The organism is Paenibacillus sp. J22R232 (assembly GCF_056269165.1).
The window spans coordinates 210,993-229,093 of sequence record NZ_JBWDNK010000003.1; the positions used below are offsets into that span (position 1 = coordinate 210,993).

Genomic DNA, 18,101 nt, shown 5'->3' on the forward strand with positions numbered 1-18,101 from the left:
GGGGGAATTGTACGATGAAATCGGTTAAAACAATGGGACTCGCAATTCTAGTATTTTGCTTCGTTCTACTCAGTGCTTGCGGCTCCAACAACGGAGCATCGAATGCGACCAATGCACCGGCCGCAACGGACAGCGCAAACGATTCGGGAAATAAAGAGGAAGAAGCAGCTTCATCCGAGCCAATTACGCTGACCATGATGTTGTCCGGCAATAAAGCATCGGAAGGCGAGGATTTTGAACTAGAGACGCTTCCGCGCCTCGTGAAAGAGAAGTTCCCGAACATCACGCTAGAGGTGCAGAAGCTTCCGGATGACCAATACAACACTTCCGTTCGCACGAAGCTGGCAGCGGGGCAAGGTCCTGATATTTTCTTGGTTTTCCCTAAAAATGCAGCCGGCGGCGTTATTGATTTCGCGAAAGCAGGCTTCACGGCCGACTTGTCCGATCTGAAATTCTGGGACAACATCGGAACGGGTGCGAAAGACGATATGTCTTATGAAGGCAAGCCTTATGCCGTAGCGAAAGGCTTGGATTACCTAGGCGTCTACTATAACAAGGAAATGCTGGAGCAAGTAGGCGTAACCGAATTCCCGAAAGATTGGGCTTCTTTCCTTGAAGCTTGCCAGAAGCTGAAAGATGCGGGCATTACACCAATCGTGCTTGGCGACAAAGATCCTTGGGTGATTCAATTCGGTATGTATCCAATTGCGGCGAACGTGGTTTACCCAGATGAGATGGACTTTGACGTAAAGGTGCAAAACGGCGAGAAATCACTAAACGATCCGAAATGGGTTAAAACCATTTCGATGTACAAAGAGCTTTATGACAAAGGATATGTCGTGAAAAACTCGCTTGGGGTAGGCAGCGCGCAGGCTTCCCAATTGTTCATTGACGGCAAAGCAGCGATGACATTCACGGGCACTTGGGATTATGCTTCCATGACTTCGAAGGGTGCTGCTGAATTTACCCGCGGATTCGATTCGCTTCCCGGCAACGATGCAGGCAAGCCGACTTTCGTCTCTGCGGCAACAGCTGCCGGCTACGGAATCAATGCCAAATCGAAAAACCTGGATGCCGCAAAAGAAATTTTGAACTATCTGTTTGACGGAGAATCGGAATTGTTCAAAGCATTCGTTGCCGCCAACAGTTCGATCAGCGTCTATAAAGACGTTCCGCTTATCAATGAGCTGTTCAAAACCGTAAATGATAACTATCAAACGAACGGCAACTCGGTATACTTCAGCAACCAAATGTGGCCAGCTGGCGTTTCCGACGTCATGCAGTCGAAGTTTGCTGAAATTATCGGCGGTCAAAAAGCGACGCCGGAAGATGTGGCGAAAGCGATGGACGAGAAGTTCCAGGAGCTTTGGAAAAATAAATAATCTTTTGATTAAAGGGTAGCAGCAGCGGGGGGAAGACAGCCGTCTTCCCCGCCGGTATGAGGTTAGCTGGAGAGGATGGAGCAACATGAATTCGACTGTTATGAAAAAAACGATGTACTTTTTTGCAATACCGGCCCTCATTTTTTATCTGATTTTTTGGATTTTTCCGATTCTAAGATTGTTTCAATACAGCATCACGGACTATAACGGATTCTCACAGGCTTACAATTACATCGGTCTGGACAATTACAAGGCTCTCTTTAATGGAGATACACTCGGTATTTCCGTCAAAAATACGTTGATTTATACGCTCGTCACGGTCGTGCTTGGCAATATTATCGGCCTTGCTCTTGCGCTTCTCCTAAATATGAAAATTAGAGGAAAAGGGATTTACCGCTCCTTGGCTTATATTCCGACTTTGTTCAGCGCAATTGTAGTCGGATTCATCTGGAGCTACGTATATATGCCGGATTACGGCATGATCTCGTCCTTCCTAGATAAATTCGGCATCAATGACGACAATCTGAATTTCCTTGGCAGCTATTCCTCCGCATTATATGCTATTATTTTCGTGGAAATTTGGAAAAACATAGGAACAACGATGATTATTTTCCTTGCGGGACTGCAAACGGTACCGAATGATCTGCTTGAAGCGGGGAAAATGGATGGCTGCGGCCCTTGGCGCCTATTGAAGAATGTGAAGCTGCCGCTGCTCGCGACTGCGATTACGATCAATGTAACATTAAGTCTAATCAATGGCTTGAAGGCATTCGACTTCCCGTTCATCATGACAAACGGCGGTCCGGGAACGTCTACCAATACGTTGATTTATTCCATTTACAAGATGGCCTTTACGGAGCAGCTATTTGGCAAGGCATCGGCGCTAGGCGTTATTTCCTTTGCCCTGATTATCGTACTGACGGCCGCTTTCGTTATCCGCATGAATAAACGGGAGGTGTCGGCATGACCATCGGTTCCTTGACCAAAAAGACGCTCGTGCAGCTTTCGGTTATTATCGTAATGGCTGTCAATTTAATTCCTCTCATTATTGCGTTGTCGACTTCGCTGCGCGATCCGAATAACAATGCCAATCCGCTTCAATTATTTAGTGAAATATCCTTTGCGAGCTACCGTACAGCGTTTGAGAGAATGCATTTCCCGCAAGCGCTTATGAACAGCATTATCCTTACCGGCATATCGGTCATTGTTGTGGTGCTGCTGGCGGCAATGGCTGCCTACCCGATGGCTCGCCTCCAGTCCAAATGGAGCAAGTTCCTTTATCTGTTTTTTCTATCGGGCTTAGTCGTGCCTTCCCAAATGGTGCTTATCCCGATCGTGCAGATGATTAACTCGCTTCATATTCCGACTTCGCAGTATACGCCGATTCTGATGTTCATTACATGCAGCCTGCCGTTCTCCACGTTTCTATACACAGGCTTCATTAGAAGCGGCGTGCCTGAAGAGGTTGAGGAGGCTGCCCATATTGATGGGGCTGGGCTGTTCCGCAGATTTTGGCTTGTCGTATTCCCGTTGCTCCTACCGGTAACGGTGTCGGTCATCATTACGCAAGGCGTATGGATATGGAATGATTATTTCTTTAATATGATCTTCATTTCCAGAGCCGCTGAATCGCCGCTGCCTTTGGCTATGCTCGGCTTTCTAGGGGATCAGCAAAATCCGACGCAGTGGAACGTGCTCTTCGCGGCTTGCTTCCTTTGTGCGCTTCCGCTGCTCGTAGCCTTTCTCTTCCTGCAAAAATACTTTGTAGGCGGCATGACGGTTGGAGCCGTCAAGGGTTAGTTCGAAAAAAAATGAACCGACTGGCGTCTAAAGGATGGAAAGAGCAAGGGCTGTGCCACTGATCGATGAGATCTGCGGCACAGCCCTTGTTTTCATGCGCTTTTCATTTACTCAACGACCAGCGTAGCTTTCATTTCTCTGTGGCCAGTACCGCATGGTACCGTACAGATCATCTCGTAGCTGCCTGGCTCGCTTATGTTGACGGCAACGGTTTTGCCGTTTGCAATCTGATAGTCGGTTTTTTGGATTTGCAAGCCGTGCAGGCCGCTAACGGAGTCCAATTTAAGATTGACCGTTTCACCGGCTTTGATCTTATATTCCTTCTGGTCGAACTTCCAATTGGATGCGGTCACGACTAGATCGGACGCTGATCCGCTGTCCGCGGCGGTTGTGTTCGCTTCCTTGTTGTCTTCTTTGGCGGTATTTGCTCCGCAAGCCGCAAGGACGAATACAAGGCAAAGCGCGCTTGCAAATAGTAACCATTTTTTCATGAGTGAGTTTCCCCCTTCTATTCCCGGCATTTGTTGCTAGTCCGAGTTATCTCTATTGTAGCCTAAATTCCGAGCCGTACAGACATGACGATATGGCAAACTTTTGAATAAGCTGTGAATGAATGATGAAGTCCGCAACAGCTCCTGCTCGCAAAAAGCAGCCCTTGAACGCTTTGGAAGGCGATCAAGGGCTTTTTGTATGGAAGTTGATTCGTTAATCGCGGTCGCGTCTGCCGGCTTCATACGGCGTGCTCACCGGGATGAACAAATCGATAATACCGATGACAAGCGCAGCCAAGATTGCACCGAGCAGCGTCACGGTTACGCCGCCTACGATAAATTGAGCGATCCAAATGACGGCCGCACTAGCGATGAAGCCGACGATGCCGCGGCCGAAGGGGGTAACCCTTTTGCCAAATATTCCTTCAATAACCCAGCCAAGAGCGGCGATAACGAGAGCAAGAAAAAAGGCGCTCCAGAAACCGCCTACGCTAAATTGGGGAACGATAAACCCTACCAGCATTAACACAAGCGCGGCCACGATGAACCGGATGACATGTCCTAAAAAAGTCATTGCGCAAACCTCCTTTTAGTGTGCGTAAAAACCTCAGCCATGCTGGATCTTTCCGCCGTTTGTAGCGAAAGCTGCATTGTAAGAAAGCTCGTTCAATACTATTGTGACCAAACGCGCATCATTTATGTATGAATCAAAGGTTCACACCGTGCATCGCAGCCGCGGTTCGGCTATAATAGGAAGGCGAGAGGAGTGTTATTTGTTGGACACCAAAATTTTGACGACACTTGAATATCCCAAAATCATACATAGATTGTCACAGCATGCGGCGACATCGCTCGGGAAAACGATTGCGGAAGCGCTTCAGCCGCTGTCGGACCTGGAAACGGTCAAAGCAACGCTGCAGCTTACGGATGAAGCCTATGCGGCTGACCGCTTAAAGGGCAGCGCGCCGTTCGGAGGCGTGGTCGACATTACCGGGCCGCTTCATCGCGCCCGCATCGGGGGCACGCTTAATCCTGAAGAGCTGCTTAACATCGCGGCTACCTCCAGAGGCGGACGTCGCGTGAAGAAGCATATCGGCTTGCTTCATGAGGAGCATCCGATACCGATGCTGCAGCAAATCGCGGATCAAATCAGCGAGCATAAGCAGCTTGAGGATGCGATATTCGATTGCATTGACGATCAAGCAGAGGTCATGGACAGCGCAAGCGCCGAGCTGGCATCCATCAGGCGCGAGCTGAGAAACGGCGAATCGCGCATCCGCGAGAAGATGGATCAAATGGTTCGTTCGTCCTCCGTCCAAAAGATGCTGCAGGACGCAATCGTCACGCTGCGAAACGATCGGTACGTGATTCCCGTAAAACAAGAGTACCGCTCTCACTTCGGCGGCATCGTGCATGACCAATCCGGATCCGGCGCAACGCTGTTCATTGAACCGGAAGCAATCGTTGCCATGAACAATAAGCTGCGTGAGCTGAAGGCAGGCGAGCTGCGCGAAATCGAAAAGATATTGCAGAAGCTTACCGCCCTTGCTTCGGATTACGTGGAGGATTTGATCTTTAATTTGGATCTGCTAGGGCGCATTGACTTTGCTTACGCGAAGGCACGGCTTGCCCATGGCATGAAAGCGACGCAGCCGCGTATGAATGACAGAGGATTCCTTAAGCTCAAGCGCGGCCGCCATCCGCTGATCGCCTCTGAGCTGGTCGTTCCGATCGATGTTGAGCTCGGCAATCAATACACGGCGATTATCGTAACGGGCCCGAATACGGGAGGCAAGACGGTCTCCTTAAAAACGATCGGCTTGCTTAGCTTAATGGCCATGTCGGGCTTATTCGTTCCGGCAGAGGACGGAAGCCAGCTTTGCGTCTTCGATGCCATCTATGCCGATATTGGCGATGAGCAAAGCATTGAGCAAAGCTTAAGCACATTTTCAAGCCATCTGAAGAACATCATTCGCATTCTGGGCACGATGACCTCGAAGAGCCTTGTGCTGCTTGATGAGCTTGGAGCGGGTACCGACCCTGCCGAAGGCTCGGCGCTTGCGATCGCGATCCTTGAGCATGTGCATGCAATGGAAAGCCGTATCGTAGCAACTACGCATTACAGCGAGCTGAAAGCATACGCTTATAACCGCAAGGGAGTCATTAATGCGAGCATGGAATTCGATGTCGCGACGCTTAGCCCTACTTACCGGCTGCTTGTCGGGGTGCCGGGACGAAGCAACGCGTTCGCAATCGCGGAGCGGCTCGGACTTCCCCGCACGATTATCGAGCATGCGAGAGGCGAGGTAAGCGAAGAGGATCAACGGGTCGAGAACATGATCGCATCGCTCGAGGAGAACCGGTTGGGTGCCGAGACCGAACGCCAAACGGCAGAATCGCTGCGCCGCGAGATGGAGACGCTCCGTGCGCGCCATGAAGCAGACCGCGAGCGGTTCGAGGAGCAGAAGGAAAAGCTTATGCTCAAGGCGCAGGAGGAAGCGCGTGAGGCCGTTATGAAAGCGAAGCGCGAGGCAGAACAAATTATTGCCGATTTGCGCAAGCTTGCGATGGAAGAAGGCGCCTCGGTTAAGGAGCATAAGCTGATCGAAGCGCGCCGCAAGCTGGATGAAGCGGCACCGGAGCTGCAAAAATCCAAACGAGGCGGATCCAAAACTTCGGCAAAGGCCGCCAAGATTGAAGCCGGGGACGAAGTAACGGTATATAGCCTGAATCAGAAGGGAACGGTCGTGGAAATTCATGGCTTGGATGCTACCGTTCAGCTTGGCATTATGAAAATGAAGGTTGCGCTTGATGATTTGGAGCTCTTGAAGGCTTCGGCTTCCACGAAAACGCAGCAGCCGAAGCAAGCTGCCAGCCTTAAGCGTTCCAAAGAAGAGAATTTCAAAATGGAGCTGGATTTGCGGGGCGAGAACTTGGAGGAAGCGATTCTAGAGGTAGACCGCTTTCTGGATGAGGCTTTCTTGTCGGGACTCGCACAGGTTGCCATCATTCATGGCAAAGGCACGGGAGTGCTCCGCACCGGCATTCAGCAATATTTGCGCAGGCACAGCCATGTCAAAAGCTTCAGGCTCGGCAACTATGGCGAAGGCGGCGTTGGCGTGACGGTTGCGGAACTGAAATAGGCTGCAGCCGTCAGGTGCCAAGATCGCCTGATATGGAGGAACAGGGAATGAGTAATGAAGTCGATAATCTGCTAAGCAACCCTTACGCAGCCTCACTCGTTTATGTGTCAGTGACGGTCTTGTCCCTTGTCGTCTTTTTATCTTGTTTCGAGCTTGTGACCAGATACAAATGCTGGAGCGAAATCAAGAAGGGCAATGTAGCCGTCGCGATGGCGACAAGCGGGAAAATATTTGGCATATGCAATATTTTCAGATTCTCCATTGAATCGAATGATTCGGTTTATCAAAGCCTCATCTGGGGAGCTTTCGGATTCGTCATCTTGATGGCCGCTTATTTCTTATTTGAGTTTCTAACGCCCGTATTCCGAATTGACGATGAAATCGCCCGCGATAATCGCGCCGTGGGACTAATCGCGATGATCATCTCGGTATCGCTATCCTACGTCATCGGAGCAACGGTCATTATTTAATCCGGAGGAAATCATTTTGAATGTATTATGGAAGATTTTAATCGTCGTCGCTATTTTGTTTTTTGCGTTTGGCGTCGTTTATCTATTGAACAATTAGAGGGGAAGACAAACAATGGAAGAGCATTTGATTTGCCCATGGTGTTTGACAGAGATCGTATGGGATGAGGAAATCGGTCCTGAATCGCATTGCCCGCATTGCGACAATGAGTTAAGCGCCTACCGGACGATAGAGCTTGGTTATGACGAGGATGAAGTTGAAGCTGACGAGCATGAAAGAGCAGTCCAAGCGTTGAAAATTAACGATACGCACCGGGCTGCGAAGCATAACGATTCTGACTCGGACCAAGAAGAGTGGGACGAAGATGAGCAGGAGAATGATTCCGATGACCCCGGGCATAAACGCTGGCTGCAAGAGGATGATGGTTACCGCAGCGCGGATACGGCTCGATTTGCCGTAGAGGAGACCGTACAGCGGGTGCTTGACGATCAAGACGAGGTGCCGGAATGTCCGGTTTGCCGCTCCTATATGATTGAGGCTGGCGTACAGCTCGTTGGTGAGCAGCAATTCGAGGCAAGAATCGCTCCTTCGCTTGGCGGACCTGTGCTCACGACTCCATTTAAGCTGGCCTTGTATGTCTGCCCTGCCTGCTACCACACGTCTACGCTGCTTAGTCAAAGCGACCGGGAGCAAATGCTGAAACGGCTAACGCCAAACGAGTAGGTGCGGCTGGATAAAATGGTCGGGCATGGCTTGCGCGGAAAGAGGGAATCTTACAAAACGTAATTCGGAAACGCGAAGGGAAGGACTTGGAATAGGGTCCTTCCCTTTTGGCAGGAGGAATCGTTTTGGCGAAAACCTTAGACAAACAAGCCGTTTTATTGCTCGTGGTCCAAGCGCTGTACGGCGTTGCAAATGCTCTGTCAGGGACGTTTGTTCCCGTGTACTTATGGAAAGCAAGCCAGTCCTATTCCCTGATCGGTTGGTTCACCATGGGCCAATATGTGATGAGCGGATTAACATTTTGGGTGGCTGGCAAATGGGTGAAAGAGCATAACAAAATGAACAGCCTGCGTGCAGGCATCGTATTATCAGGCGTTTTTTATTGCACCGTTCTGCTCCTTGGCACGCAAGCAAAGCTTTATTACGTGCCATTAGGCCTTCTGAACGGCATGGCGCTCGGTTTTTTTTGGATCGCGTTTAATGTGGTTTACTTCGAGGTGACCGATCCCGATAACCGCGATCGATTCAATGGCTGGGCGGGGCTGCTGGGAGCGGCGGCAGGTATCGTAGCACCTTGGGTGTCCGGCTTGCTCATCACCTCCATGCATGGCGAGAAAGGGTATCGGCTCATTTTCACCATATCCCTCGTTATATTCGCGATTAGCGTCGTGTTGAGCTTTTGGCTTAAGAAGCGGCATGCGGAAGGCAGCTACAGCTGGCTGCACGGCTGGCGGCAGCTCAGACAGAAAGGAAATCCTTGGCGGCGAATGTTTCCCGCGATTGCGGCGCAGGGCGTGCGCGAGGGCGTATTTATGTTTCTTGTCGGACTAACCGTATATGTAGCTACCCAAAACGAGAGCAAGCTCGGCACTTTCTCGCTGATTACTTCCCTTGTCGCGCTTGTCAGCTTCTGGTTAGTCGGAAAGAGGCTTAATCAGAACAATCGCAAGCGGGCCATGCTGCTCGGAGCCGTTATGATCGGAATCGTCATTTTGCCGCTGTTCTGGAAGGTAACCTATGGCACGCTGCTGATGTTCGGTATAGGTACGTCGCTTTTTATGCCGTTTTATATTATTCCGATGACCTCGCGGGTTTTCGACCTGATCGGGCAATCGGAGGAGAGCGCACGGGAGCGGGAAGAATTTATCGTGCTGAGGGAAGCTGGCCTCGTACTCGGAAGAGTCATTGGCCTATCGTCATATTTGATCGTATTGCCGCTTAATCATTCGACAACCGCGATTACATGGCTTCTGTTCGCGGTCGGAGTGGTTCCGATTGCGGGCTGGTGGTTTATGAAGCCGTTTTTGAAGGAGCAAAGCGCTTAACATAAGTGGAGAAGAGGACTTACAATGCCTAGAATCGTGAACGACATTACGCAATTGATTGGAAATACGCCGGTCGTAAGGCTTGGACGCCTGCCGGAAGCGGGAAGCGCCGAAGTCTATGTTAAGCTGGAGCGATTTAATCCGAGCGGAAGCGTTAAGGACCGTGCCGCCCTTTCTCTCATCAACGATGCGGAGCAAAGGGGACTAATCAAGCCGGGAGACACCATCATTGAGCCAACTAGCGGCAATACCGGAATCGGTCTTGCCATGAACGCGGCAGCCAGAGGCTACAAAATGATTTTGGTCATGCCGGATAATATGACTGCCGAGCGGATTAAGCTATTGCAGGCATACGGGGCGGAGGTCGTTCTCACCCCCGCCGCAGAAAGAATGCCCGGCGCCATCCGTAAAGCGGAAGAACTGCAAGCAGACCGTCCTGGCAGCTATATTCCGAATCAATTCGAGAATCAAGCGAACCCGGATATTCATCGGTTAACGACTGCCGTTGAAATTGCGGAGCAAATGGATGGCAGGCTTGATGCGTTTGTAGCAACGGCAGGCACTGGGGGGACGATAACCGGTACGGGAGAAGCGCTCAAGGAAGCAATGCCGAATCTCTACGTGGCGGTTGTGGAGCCTCAGGGGTCTCCCGTATTGTCAGGCGGCGTTCCGGGACCGCATAAGTTGGTCGGGACAAGCCCCGGATTCGTGCCGACCATCCTTAACACGAAGGTTTATGATGAAATTATTCAAGTGTCCGATGATCATGCGCTTACGACGATGCGAGACCTTGCTACAAGAGAAGGCCTTCTGCTAGGTCCTTCCTCCGGCGCGTCCGTATGGGCAGCCATGCAGATCGCAAAGCGGCTTGGCACCGGAAAACGCGTGCTCTGCATTGCTCCCGATACGGGTGAGCGCTACATGAGCATGGATATCTTTTAAATAAGTCAAGTTATGCACTTATGCCCATTCCTGCAGTGAACGCTTCACAATGGTACGACGCTCTTGAATATAGGTGCGGAAGAAGGCAGGCTCCGATAGAAACGTATCGTAGCTTGCCTTTCTTGTATAGTCGTTCCGAATCGCCGGAGACAGGCTCTCGTGCATGCTGGACATGACGGGCCCTAGCTTCTCCAACGTGAAGTGCGATTGCAGCAGCCCTTTCATAATGGACTTATATTTTCTGCGGCAAGCAGGAAGCGTAAGTAGCTTTTCCGTTAACGCATTGTAGCCTTGCAACCGTACGAGATCGCTTCCGCAAGGCTTTCCATAGCAATTTCTTCCCCAGGTTCCCTCGTAATCCCATGGAATCATTCGGTATTTCCCGCTTGGCAAATGCTCATATAAAGCATAGTTTTGATCAAATCCATCATAGTTTCCCGTTAATACCGCTCCGGCTAGCCACAATAAGTATTGGGATACGTCGAGTCTTCTTGCGGTATGTTTGCGCAGCTTCTCTCCCGATAATCGATTCGAGCCCCTAATGAATGACACCAGTCTGCTTTTTGTCCCCGTTTTTCCTTGCATCAGCTCATAGCCGTCAACTAATGATGCCTTCTTATCCTTCGTTACCGGGTCGATTAAGCTGAAATCAGCACTGTCATTCACTGCGTAGAGCAATGACTTGCTGCGAATGCTACGTTTCTCGAAGAAGAGCGAATCAACAGCTTCGATTTCCAAATAAACGCCTTGCGCAATCCCGTTAATGATTAACCAGAAATGGTTCGTTCGAGGCGAAGGCACGCCAATGGTATTGAAAAAGTGAAAGGAAAGCGCGTTGCGTATCATGGAGGGGTCGTCATACTCGGCATTCCAATGCAGCGTTCTGCCATCTTCCAGCCGGACCTCGTAGGATTTTTTGGCATAGTTGCGCGTATGGCCTCCCCGCAAGCCGAATTCTGCTTTGAACGTATGCTCTTCCATTCCGAGTTCAGCCGGCTTGAAGTCTTTTCCCCATGCATTCCCCTTTATTTCCTGCAAGTCTGAGTCCGTGATGCGAATCGTACGCACAGGCAAGGCAGCAGCCATTCCATCATCTCCCGCGGCAAAAGATAAAGCCCACCTCGTTGCGATAGGCTTCTGATCTTATTACCGTATTCAGCATATGCCCAGATGGTCACAGCTTCGGAGCCGCGAATGACGATGTGTATGCCGGCAGCGTATTCGTCCCTATTGACTCTATCTCTAGCAATGACAAAAGACACAACTTTCAATAAATAGATAGTAATCTAGTACCGCTACTATAGGGGATACATATAAATATATTACATATCGAGCATCATGATAGATGGAGTGAAAGACGCTTGGGAGGGATGTAAAGCTAGAAGAACAGAAGGTTAGCGTTCAGTCAGATGTCGTTTGCTCGGTAAGGCTTGAATCTACTAATGATATTATCGGAGGGATTTATTTATGAGTTATTGCTGTAACAATCAGAACGTTGCTGGTCAAATGGATTCGAATAACAATCACAGATGTCATAGAAGCAATGGACAAAACGATGATTTTCTTCAAAGCTTGGTAGGCAAAAACGTTAAAATCAACCGCGGGGGTCCGGACTCCATTCAAGGCAAGCTTCTTGCAGTAAAAAGCGATTATCTGGTCGTGAATACGAGAGAAGGCGTTGTTTACGTCGCAAAAAGCCATGTTAAAAGCATCACGGAGGTGGCATGCGGCAAAAGCGGCGGCAATAAAAGCGGCGGCAATAAAAGCGGTGGCAATAAAAGTGGTGGCAATAAAAGCTGCGGTCATAAAAGCGGACACCGCGACCCTAGCTTTATCAAAGCGAATAATTTCCGTGGCGTAATCCGCGCATTGAATCAAACGTTCGTACAAATCAACTGGGGCGGGCCTGAGCGGGTAGAAGGCTTCTTAGCCCAAGTAAACAACAATTCCGTTCTGCTTGTATCAGGTAGAGAAGCGATTCAAATTCAAATCGACCACATCAAAACGATTAAAGAAGTGAACTGCGGCCGTTCGGGCGGCAATAACAGCACGGCTAACAATTCCGACAGCAACAAGAACAAAAACGACAATAAAAACGACAACAAAAACGATAACAAAAGCAACAAATCGCAAGGCAACCGCAGCGGTGGAAAAAACCGTGCAAACGCAGCTTCTGTCAAAATGGTCTCCAAGGCTCCGCGTCGGTCGGTAAAGTAAGGCTAATGGTTGTTGCCAGACAAAGTGTTTATCCTTTGTCTGGCTCAATCCTAATCGGATGAGAGGAGGTTGATTGCATGAAAACCCGTCATCCGCTGCTTGACCGGCAGGTCGAATTGGAGATTTCAGGAAAAGTAGCGCCTATACGAGGTAAACTGATTGAATTTGGTCAAGATATATTAGTGCTGCACAACGGAACGCAATTTCTTTATATCCCGCTTATTCACTTGCAGCAGCTTCGGCTATCTACGCGAGAGGATGAAGAAATCTACGAAGTACCGGAAACGCCTTTCGAGCCCTATAACGAGCCTGTTTCCTACCGCAAAATGTTAATGAACGCCAAAGGCATGTTCTCGGAAATTTATATTACAGGAAACCAGTCGATACACGGCTATCTAACGACCGTAATGAACGATTTCTTCGTTTTCTATTCGCCCGTTTACCATACGGTAATCGTTTCGCTGCATCATATGAAATATTTAATTCCGTATACGCCGAACGTAACCCCCTACACGTTAACGCCTGAGCAATTCCCTCTGAAGCCATCCCCGCTAACACTGGCAAGAACCCTCGATCAACAGCTTCGCAAGCTTATCGGAGAATTTGTTGTGCTTGATTTAGGCGAGAATTCGAACAAGATCGGCGTGCTCAAAAGCGTCGATCAAAACATGATAGAGCTGGCAAATGCCAGCGGGAATGCTGTTTTCCTTCATTTTGATCATGTCAAAACCGTTCATATTCCTTAAAACGCGGAAGAAGATGCTTTGCCGGCAAACGGCATAAGCATCTTTTTTTGATAGATACGAATTTTTATGTTTTCACATGAAAATATGCTTATCTATCTCTGCGAAACGACTGCTATTGCCACATGGCCGGCTACAGCCTTTACGTTTGCATGTAAAAACGAAATTTGGATGCATTATGAAAGGCATTAAGGGAACATTATTTTGTAAGGAAGTGATTGGTAATGAAGATAAAACCATTTGGCATCTTACCCGTCATGTTTATGCTGATTTTGTCTGTCGGCCTCGTGAATCATGTACTGGTGGTTCCGTTGCTGCTTGATGTTGCCAAACGTGACGCTTGGATATCGGTGTTAGCGGAGCTCGTTATTGTTTTGCCGTGGACTTTGCTCCCTATATATGGAATTTTGAAACGAATGAACGGAATGGCTATCGACAAGTGGCTCGCGGAATATATTCCCCGGTGGCTTGCAGCATTCCTCATAAGCATGCTGCTGCTTGTCCAATTATGCACGGCGCTCGAGACGCTCATCACGACGGCTTCTTGGACCGCCACAACCTATCTGCCAAACACACCCTCACTAGTCGTATGTACGGTGTTCTTAGGTCTGTGCATATTTGCCTCCATATCCGGGCTGAGAGCGGTCGCCTACGTTAGCTGTATATTATTGCCGATTGTAGTTCTGCTGGGCGACTTCGTCATGTCAGCCAACATGCCGCATAAGGACTACCATTACTTGCTGCCTATGCTCGAGAACGGACCGAAGCCCGTTATGCATGGCGTGTTGTTTTGCGTGACCTCATCTTGCGAGCTATTTGGGCTGCTATTTATTCAGCACCACGTGAAAGGGACGTTCAAACGCTGGCACTTCATTGTACTCGTCCTATTTCTGGCATTGCTGACGATTGGGCCTGTAACGGGAGCCATTACGCAATTCGGGCCGGAGGAAGCGGAGGATCTCCGTTATCCCGCCTTTTCGCAGTGGAGATTGGTGTCGATTGGCAAATATTTCGAGCATGTCGATTTTTTTGCGATATTTCAGTGGATGTCCGGAGCGCTTATTCGAATATCGATAGCCATACATATTTTATCCGAGTTCGGACCGATGCGGCGCTTGAGAAGAAAGTGGCTTTCCCCTTTCGTACTAGGGGTGTTTATCCTCATCGCTTCAGGCATCGGCATTAACCACATGATTGTCATTAAAGAGTTGTTTATGGTTTATTTTCAGTACGTCGGAGTATTTGTCATTGCATTAACCAGCATCATTTGGCTCATATCCTTCCTTAAAAGGGGAAAGAGCGCGAATGAGAATAAGCGTATCGCGATAAACGGCTCGGAGGAGGCAGAGCAGTCATGAAACATATGGTGCGGCAAGAGCAGTATGGGAATGCTGATGGCAACGACAACGACATGAGCGTTGAGCAGTTCAGAAGTCATTTAGCAGGCTGCCATGACGTGATTGAATATAGGCAAACGCTGGACGTCCACGGACAGTTAGAGGTGATTTTGTTTTACTGTGATGGCTTGATCGATAACCAGCAGATGCAGCTCGGTCTGCTTCCCCAGCTTGAGAAATGGGCGGAGCAGCTGAGAGCTTTCCCGAAAGGCACCAAGACGGATATCCATAAGCCCAGTATGCTTTTCAGTAAATTAGAGGGCGGACCTAACGGCAGCAATTTATTTGCCCGATTGTTTGCGGGCAGCGTGATCCTCTCTTTCGAGAATTTAGAGGGGCTATATGAGTACGATATTGCTGATCAGCCGGGCAGAAGCCCTGAGGAATCCACGATGGAGGTATCGATCAGAGGTCCGCGCGACGGGTTTGTGGAGCAGCTGGCAACGAATGTCGCATTGGTACGCAAGCGGCTCCGCACGCCGGATATGCAGGTTGAATACAATCGGCTCGGCAGCGAATCGTTAACGGAAATCGCGTTGATCTTTATGGACGGCATTGCGAAGCCCGAGCTCGTAGAAGAAGCGAGAAATAGGCTTAGCCGTATCGATGTACCGTCCATTACCGGAGGCAGCCAGCTGGAGGAGCTATTGTCGGATCGCCGGCTCTCTTTATTCCCGCTTGTCGAATATGTGGGAAGACCGGATTATGTCGTGCAATCCCTGCTGCAAGGGAAGGTAGCGATTCTGCTTGACGGTTCGCCATCCGCGCTTATAACGCCCGGTACGTTGCTGCTGCTTATCAAGTCGCCTGAGGACGCCCATCTGCCTTATTATTACGTATCGCTGGAGAGGCTCCTGCGATTCGTTGGCCTCATCCTGTCCATTTGCCTGCCGGGATTTTGGATTGCTCTGTCGGCCTTTAATACGGACCAAATTCCGTTTACCTTGCTTGCAACCATTACCATATCAAGGATAGGCTTGCCGTTGTCCGCAACCATGGAGATGTTCATGATGCTCACGATGTTCGAGCTATTCCGGGAGGCTGGCGTGAGATTGCCAAGGGCTGTCGGTCAGACCGTTTCAGTTGTCGGAGGCTTAATTGTCGGCGATGCTGCGATAAGGGCGGGAATGACCTCACCGACCATGCTGGTCATGGCAGCCGTAACTGCCGTTTCTACGTTCACGCTGGTTAATCAATCATTAAGCGGCTCGGTTAGCGTCATTCGTTACTTCGTTCTTATCTGTTCCTCCGTTCTAGGCATTTTCGGTTTCTTTGTAGGCACCTTCGCGGTCATCATCTATTTATGCACGCTGGAATCGTTTGGAAGGTCCTATTTAGAGCCGCTTGCACCTCTTCGCTTTAAGCAGCTTATTCCTGCGATTATGCAGCTGCCTTGGAAGCTGCGAAGCGGAAGGAGGAATAAGTGATGCTCTCCCGGTGGATCATGCTGCGAAGGGAGAAGGTGAAGCGGACGGCGCTGCTCGGCGTGCTGCTGAGCGCCTTGCTGCTCCAAGGATGCTGGGATGAAATCAACCTTGAGGACGTGAGTTATATTTCATCTCTAGGCATCGATTTCAAGGAGGGACATTACGAGGTTTACGCCCAAATGATTAAATTCGGGCTAATCGCGAAGACGGAATCGATTCAGCCCGACCCGAACCCTGTTTGGATCGGCAAAGGCAAAGGGGATTCCATCCTGCTTGCATTAAACGATTTGACGAAGGCAGGGCAAGCGATTCTTAGCTTGGAACATTTGAAATCTGTCATTGTGCAGGAAAGGGCGATGACCCATATGGAGGATATTATGGATGGTCTCAATCGGCAAAGGGCTTCCAGGTATACTTCCATATTGTTCGGGACAAAATCCCCGATCGAAGACCTGTTTACGACCGATACTTTTTTTGACCAATCGCCGCTAAATAGCATTATGTACATGCCTTCCCCGCTTAATGTCCAAAGAAGCTTCATTCGTCCGTATGCACTTCAGTTGGCCGTGCAATCTTTGAATGAGCCAGCCATGACAACGACGGTTCCGTCGCTTTCGGCTAATAAGGATTATTGGAAAAGAAAGAAACAGCCGCTTAAAATTCAATTTATTGACGGCGCTTTCGTTTATCGGGAATTTAGGTATATCGGATTTATGCCGGAGCCGGAAGCAGCAGGGCTAAGATGGATAAATCCCGATTTCAAGCATTTTTTATTGGGCGTGAAGGACAACGATGGCACGGCAACGGTGACGGTCACTTCCTCCAAAGCGAAAATAAACGCTACTTTCAAGAATGTTATTCCTCATTTTATGTTCACTGTACGGATGGCTGGAGATATGGCAGAGATGCACGTTGGAATGGAGCAGTCCCAGTTAGAGGAAGAGGTGGCAGAGAAGACTCAGCAGCAGCTATTAGAAACGTACCGCAAAGGACTGGCGAAAGGAATGGATGTGTTCGGTCTCGAGCATCATCTTTACCGATACCATAACGCCTACTGGAAGCAGCACTGCAAGGGAAAGAATTGGATGCCGAAAGAGGGGCAAGTGCAATTCAAAACAACCTTTCAGCTCATTCATTCCGGTAATTTCGAATTAAACAGCGATACATAAATAAAGGAAAAATAGCTCATAATACGTTTGGCACGAAAATAATGGGTCCGTGGTGCTTAAGCAATCCATATTGAAATTAGGAGGATGAATAATGATTCAGCCAATGACAGGGAAAGAACTGGAGTACATCGCTGACTCTATGTCCAATGAAGATGCGCAAATTAAGTCATGCGCGGCCTTGGCGGCAACGGGTACTACCCCTGCTCTAAAGAGCCTTGCCTCTCAAATGATTCAAACGCATCAGCAGCATTATGATTCATTGCTGCATGCGATTTCGCATCACCAGCAAATGGCTCCCACGCAGCCGCAGCAATAAGAGAACGCCATAATAGACATAGGAGGCAAGTCGATATGTATCAACAACAACAACAGCAGCAAAAACAATCGGTCCTAACGGAAGAAGATTTGGCCGGCGGCATTCTCTCTGATTTAAAGAGGATTGTTCGCGAATACGCAACTGCCGCAACCGAGTCGACATGTCCCGATATTCGCCAGCTATTTACGAAGCTGACGGACAATACGCTGGCGCTTCAAGGCCAAATGTTCCAAGCGATGCAGCAAGCCAATATGTATAACACGTCATCGCCCGTGCTACGCCAAGAGCTTGATAAGCAAGCGAAGCAATATCAGCAAACGAAGCAAAAAACGAATCAGTTTTTACAGCAAACGCTGGGCGGCCAGCAAAATCAAACCCTATACACGCCGCAAATGCAGCAATCAAGCCAGCATCAGCAAAACGGGCAGCCCTATTATATGTAACCGGAAAAGACCCCTAGCGGGTCTTTTTTGGTTGCATTCATTTGCATGGCTAGCACGATGATCACAGGCATCCACCAGAAAAATGAATAGGAAGCATCGAATTATAGCATTGAAA

At 49.3% G+C, this 18,101-nt stretch carries 18 protein-coding genes; 15 read left to right on the forward strand and 3 right to left on the reverse strand.

Annotated features, from left to right (window positions below; genetic code table 11):
* The first annotated feature begins 14 nt into the window (after nucleotides 1–14).
* The 3 genes from AC0YN3_RS11910 to AC0YN3_RS11920 all read left to right on the forward strand — a co-directional run bounded on the left by AC0YN3_RS11910 (nucleotide 15) and on the right by AC0YN3_RS11920 (nucleotide 3,182).
* Nucleotides 15–1,382 (forward strand): ABC transporter substrate-binding protein, encoded by a 1,368-nt coding sequence (locus AC0YN3_RS11910; RefSeq protein ID WP_475775276.1) that lies wholly within the window; start codon nucleotides 15–17, stop codon nucleotides 1,380–1,382.
* 85 nt (nucleotides 1,383–1,467) lie between these two features.
* Nucleotides 1,468–2,349, forward strand: a complete 882-nt coding sequence (locus AC0YN3_RS11915; RefSeq protein ID WP_475775277.1) for a carbohydrate ABC transporter permease — start codon at nucleotides 1,468–1,470, stop codon at nucleotides 2,347–2,349.
* A complete protein-coding gene (locus AC0YN3_RS11920) occupies nucleotides 2,346–3,182 on the forward strand; it encodes a carbohydrate ABC transporter permease (protein WP_183557151.1) in 837 nt (278 codons plus the stop codon). Before AC0YN3_RS11915 ends, AC0YN3_RS11920 begins: the two co-directional genes overlap by 4 nt.
* A gap of 107 nt (nucleotides 3,183–3,289) precedes the next feature.
* On the opposite strand, the gene AC0YN3_RS11925 is transcribed toward AC0YN3_RS11920, so the two are convergent.
* Entirely contained in the window at nucleotides 3,290–3,673 is a 384-nt protein-coding gene (locus AC0YN3_RS11925) for a cupredoxin domain-containing protein (protein ID WP_183557154.1), read from the reverse strand.
* A 214-nt stretch (nucleotides 3,674–3,887) separates the two neighbouring features.
* Complete coding sequence (locus tag AC0YN3_RS11930) at nucleotides 3,888–4,247, reverse strand: phage holin family protein (protein ID WP_475775278.1); 360 nt, start codon at nucleotides 4,245–4,247, stop codon at nucleotides 3,888–3,890.
* 202 nt (nucleotides 4,248–4,449) lie between these two features.
* Here AC0YN3_RS11930 and AC0YN3_RS11935 point away from each other — a divergent pair, with 202 nt between their 5' ends.
* The 5 genes from AC0YN3_RS11935 to cysK all read left to right on the forward strand — a co-directional run bounded on the left by AC0YN3_RS11935 (nucleotide 4,450) and on the right by cysK (nucleotide 10,274).
* The gene (locus tag AC0YN3_RS11935) at nucleotides 4,450–6,816 is read left to right on the forward strand and encodes an endonuclease MutS2 (RefSeq protein ID WP_475775279.1); all 2,367 of its coding nucleotides are present in this window, start codon (nucleotides 4,450–4,452) and stop codon (nucleotides 6,814–6,816) included.
* Between the two features lie 47 nt (nucleotides 6,817–6,863).
* On the forward strand, nucleotides 6,864–7,286 hold the full coding sequence (locus AC0YN3_RS11940; RefSeq protein ID WP_475775280.1) for a DUF350 domain-containing protein: 423 nt from the start codon (nucleotides 6,864–6,866) through the stop codon (nucleotides 7,284–7,286).
* A 112-nt stretch (nucleotides 7,287–7,398) separates the two neighbouring features.
* On the forward strand, nucleotides 7,399–8,007 hold the full coding sequence (locus tag AC0YN3_RS11945; RefSeq protein ID WP_475775281.1) for a hypothetical protein: 609 nt from the start codon (nucleotides 7,399–7,401) through the stop codon (nucleotides 8,005–8,007).
* A 125-nt stretch (nucleotides 8,008–8,132) separates the two neighbouring features.
* Nucleotides 8,133–9,332, forward strand: a complete 1,200-nt coding sequence (locus AC0YN3_RS11950; RefSeq protein ID WP_475775282.1) for an MFS transporter — start codon at nucleotides 8,133–8,135, stop codon at nucleotides 9,330–9,332.
* Nucleotides 9,333–9,356: 24 nt separating this feature from the next.
* Nucleotides 9,357–10,274, forward strand: a complete 918-nt coding sequence (cysK, locus tag AC0YN3_RS11955) for a cysteine synthase A (RefSeq protein ID WP_475775283.1) — start codon at nucleotides 9,357–9,359, stop codon at nucleotides 10,272–10,274.
* An 18-nt stretch (nucleotides 10,275–10,292) separates the two neighbouring features.
* On the opposite strand, the gene AC0YN3_RS11960 is transcribed toward cysK, so the two are convergent.
* A complete protein-coding gene (locus tag AC0YN3_RS11960) occupies nucleotides 10,293–11,360 on the reverse strand; it encodes a CotH kinase family protein (RefSeq protein ID WP_475775284.1) in 1,068 nt (355 codons plus the stop codon).
* A gap of 381 nt (nucleotides 11,361–11,741) precedes the next feature.
* Between AC0YN3_RS11960 and AC0YN3_RS11965 the strand changes: the two genes are divergently transcribed.
* The 7 genes from AC0YN3_RS11965 (at nucleotide 11,742) to AC0YN3_RS11995 (ending at nucleotide 17,986) form a co-directional block, all read left to right on the forward strand.
* Nucleotides 11,742–12,491, forward strand: coding sequence for a DUF2642 domain-containing protein (locus AC0YN3_RS11965; RefSeq protein WP_475775285.1), 750 nt, complete (start codon nucleotides 11,742–11,744; stop codon nucleotides 12,489–12,491).
* A 77-nt stretch (nucleotides 12,492–12,568) separates the two neighbouring features.
* Complete coding sequence (locus AC0YN3_RS11970) at nucleotides 12,569–13,237, forward strand: DUF2642 domain-containing protein (RefSeq protein ID WP_441941303.1); 669 nt, start codon at nucleotides 12,569–12,571, stop codon at nucleotides 13,235–13,237.
* Between the two features lie 221 nt (nucleotides 13,238–13,458).
* The gene (locus tag AC0YN3_RS11975) at nucleotides 13,459–14,592 is read left to right on the forward strand and encodes a GerAB/ArcD/ProY family transporter (protein WP_475775286.1); all 1,134 of its coding nucleotides are present in this window, start codon (nucleotides 13,459–13,461) and stop codon (nucleotides 14,590–14,592) included.
* Nucleotides 14,589–16,058 (forward strand): spore germination protein, encoded by a 1,470-nt coding sequence (locus AC0YN3_RS11980; protein WP_475775287.1) that lies wholly within the window; start codon nucleotides 14,589–14,591, stop codon nucleotides 16,056–16,058. The genes AC0YN3_RS11975 and AC0YN3_RS11980 overlap by 4 nt, the downstream gene beginning before the upstream one ends.
* Nucleotides 16,058–17,227, forward strand: coding sequence for a Ger(x)C family spore germination protein (locus tag AC0YN3_RS11985; protein WP_475775288.1), 1,170 nt, complete (start codon nucleotides 16,058–16,060; stop codon nucleotides 17,225–17,227). The genes AC0YN3_RS11980 and AC0YN3_RS11985 overlap by 1 nt, the downstream gene beginning before the upstream one ends.
* A 91-nt stretch (nucleotides 17,228–17,318) precedes the next feature.
* Nucleotides 17,319–17,543, forward strand: a complete 225-nt coding sequence (locus AC0YN3_RS11990; protein ID WP_475775289.1) for a hypothetical protein — start codon at nucleotides 17,319–17,321, stop codon at nucleotides 17,541–17,543.
* Between the two features lie 35 nt (nucleotides 17,544–17,578).
* A complete protein-coding gene (locus AC0YN3_RS11995) occupies nucleotides 17,579–17,986 on the forward strand; it encodes a spore coat protein (protein WP_475775290.1) in 408 nt (135 codons plus the stop codon).
* The last annotated feature ends 115 nt before the right edge of the window (nucleotides 17,987–18,101 follow it).

Bases quoted from the DNA above. Each gene is read 5' to 3' on its own strand.
- AC0YN3_RS11920 (WP_183557151.1), top strand. From the start codon at position 2,346: ATGACCATCGGTTCCTTGACCAAAAAGACGCTCGTGCAGCTTTCGGTT.
- AC0YN3_RS11925 (WP_183557154.1), bottom strand. From the start codon at position 3,673: ATGAAAAAATGGTTACTATTTGCAAGCGCGCTTTGCCTTGTATTCGTC.
- AC0YN3_RS11945 (WP_475775281.1), top strand. From the start codon at position 7,399: ATGGAAGAGCATTTGATTTGCCCATGGTGTTTGACAGAGATCGTATGG.
- AC0YN3_RS11970 (WP_441941303.1), top strand. From the start codon at position 12,569: ATGAAAACCCGTCATCCGCTGCTTGACCGGCAGGTCGAATTGGAGATT.
- cysK (WP_475775283.1), top strand. From the start codon at position 9,357: ATGCCTAGAATCGTGAACGACATTACGCAATTGATTGGAAATACGCCG.
- AC0YN3_RS11940 (WP_475775280.1), top strand. From the start codon at position 6,864: ATGAGTAATGAAGTCGATAATCTGCTAAGCAACCCTTACGCAGCCTCA.
- AC0YN3_RS11965 (WP_475775285.1), top strand. From the start codon at position 11,742: ATGAGTTATTGCTGTAACAATCAGAACGTTGCTGGTCAAATGGATTCG.
- AC0YN3_RS11980 (WP_475775287.1), top strand. From the start codon at position 14,589: ATGAAACATATGGTGCGGCAAGAGCAGTATGGGAATGCTGATGGCAAC.
- AC0YN3_RS11915 (WP_475775277.1), top strand. From the start codon at position 1,468: ATGAATTCGACTGTTATGAAAAAAACGATGTACTTTTTTGCAATACCG.
- AC0YN3_RS11985 (WP_475775288.1), top strand. From the start codon at position 16,058: ATGCTCTCCCGGTGGATCATGCTGCGAAGGGAGAAGGTGAAGCGGACG.
- AC0YN3_RS11910 (WP_475775276.1), top strand. From the start codon at position 15: ATGAAATCGGTTAAAACAATGGGACTCGCAATTCTAGTATTTTGCTTC.
- AC0YN3_RS11975 (WP_475775286.1), top strand. From the start codon at position 13,459: ATGAAGATAAAACCATTTGGCATCTTACCCGTCATGTTTATGCTGATT.
- AC0YN3_RS11990 (WP_475775289.1), top strand. From the start codon at position 17,319: ATGATTCAGCCAATGACAGGGAAAGAACTGGAGTACATCGCTGACTCT.
- AC0YN3_RS11960 (WP_475775284.1), bottom strand. From the start codon at position 11,360: ATGGCTGCTGCCTTGCCTGTGCGTACGATTCGCATCACGGACTCAGAC.
- AC0YN3_RS11930 (WP_475775278.1), bottom strand. From the start codon at position 4,247: ATGACTTTTTTAGGACATGTCATCCGGTTCATCGTGGCCGCGCTTGTG.
- AC0YN3_RS11995 (WP_475775290.1), top strand. From the start codon at position 17,579: ATGTATCAACAACAACAACAGCAGCAAAAACAATCGGTCCTAACGGAA.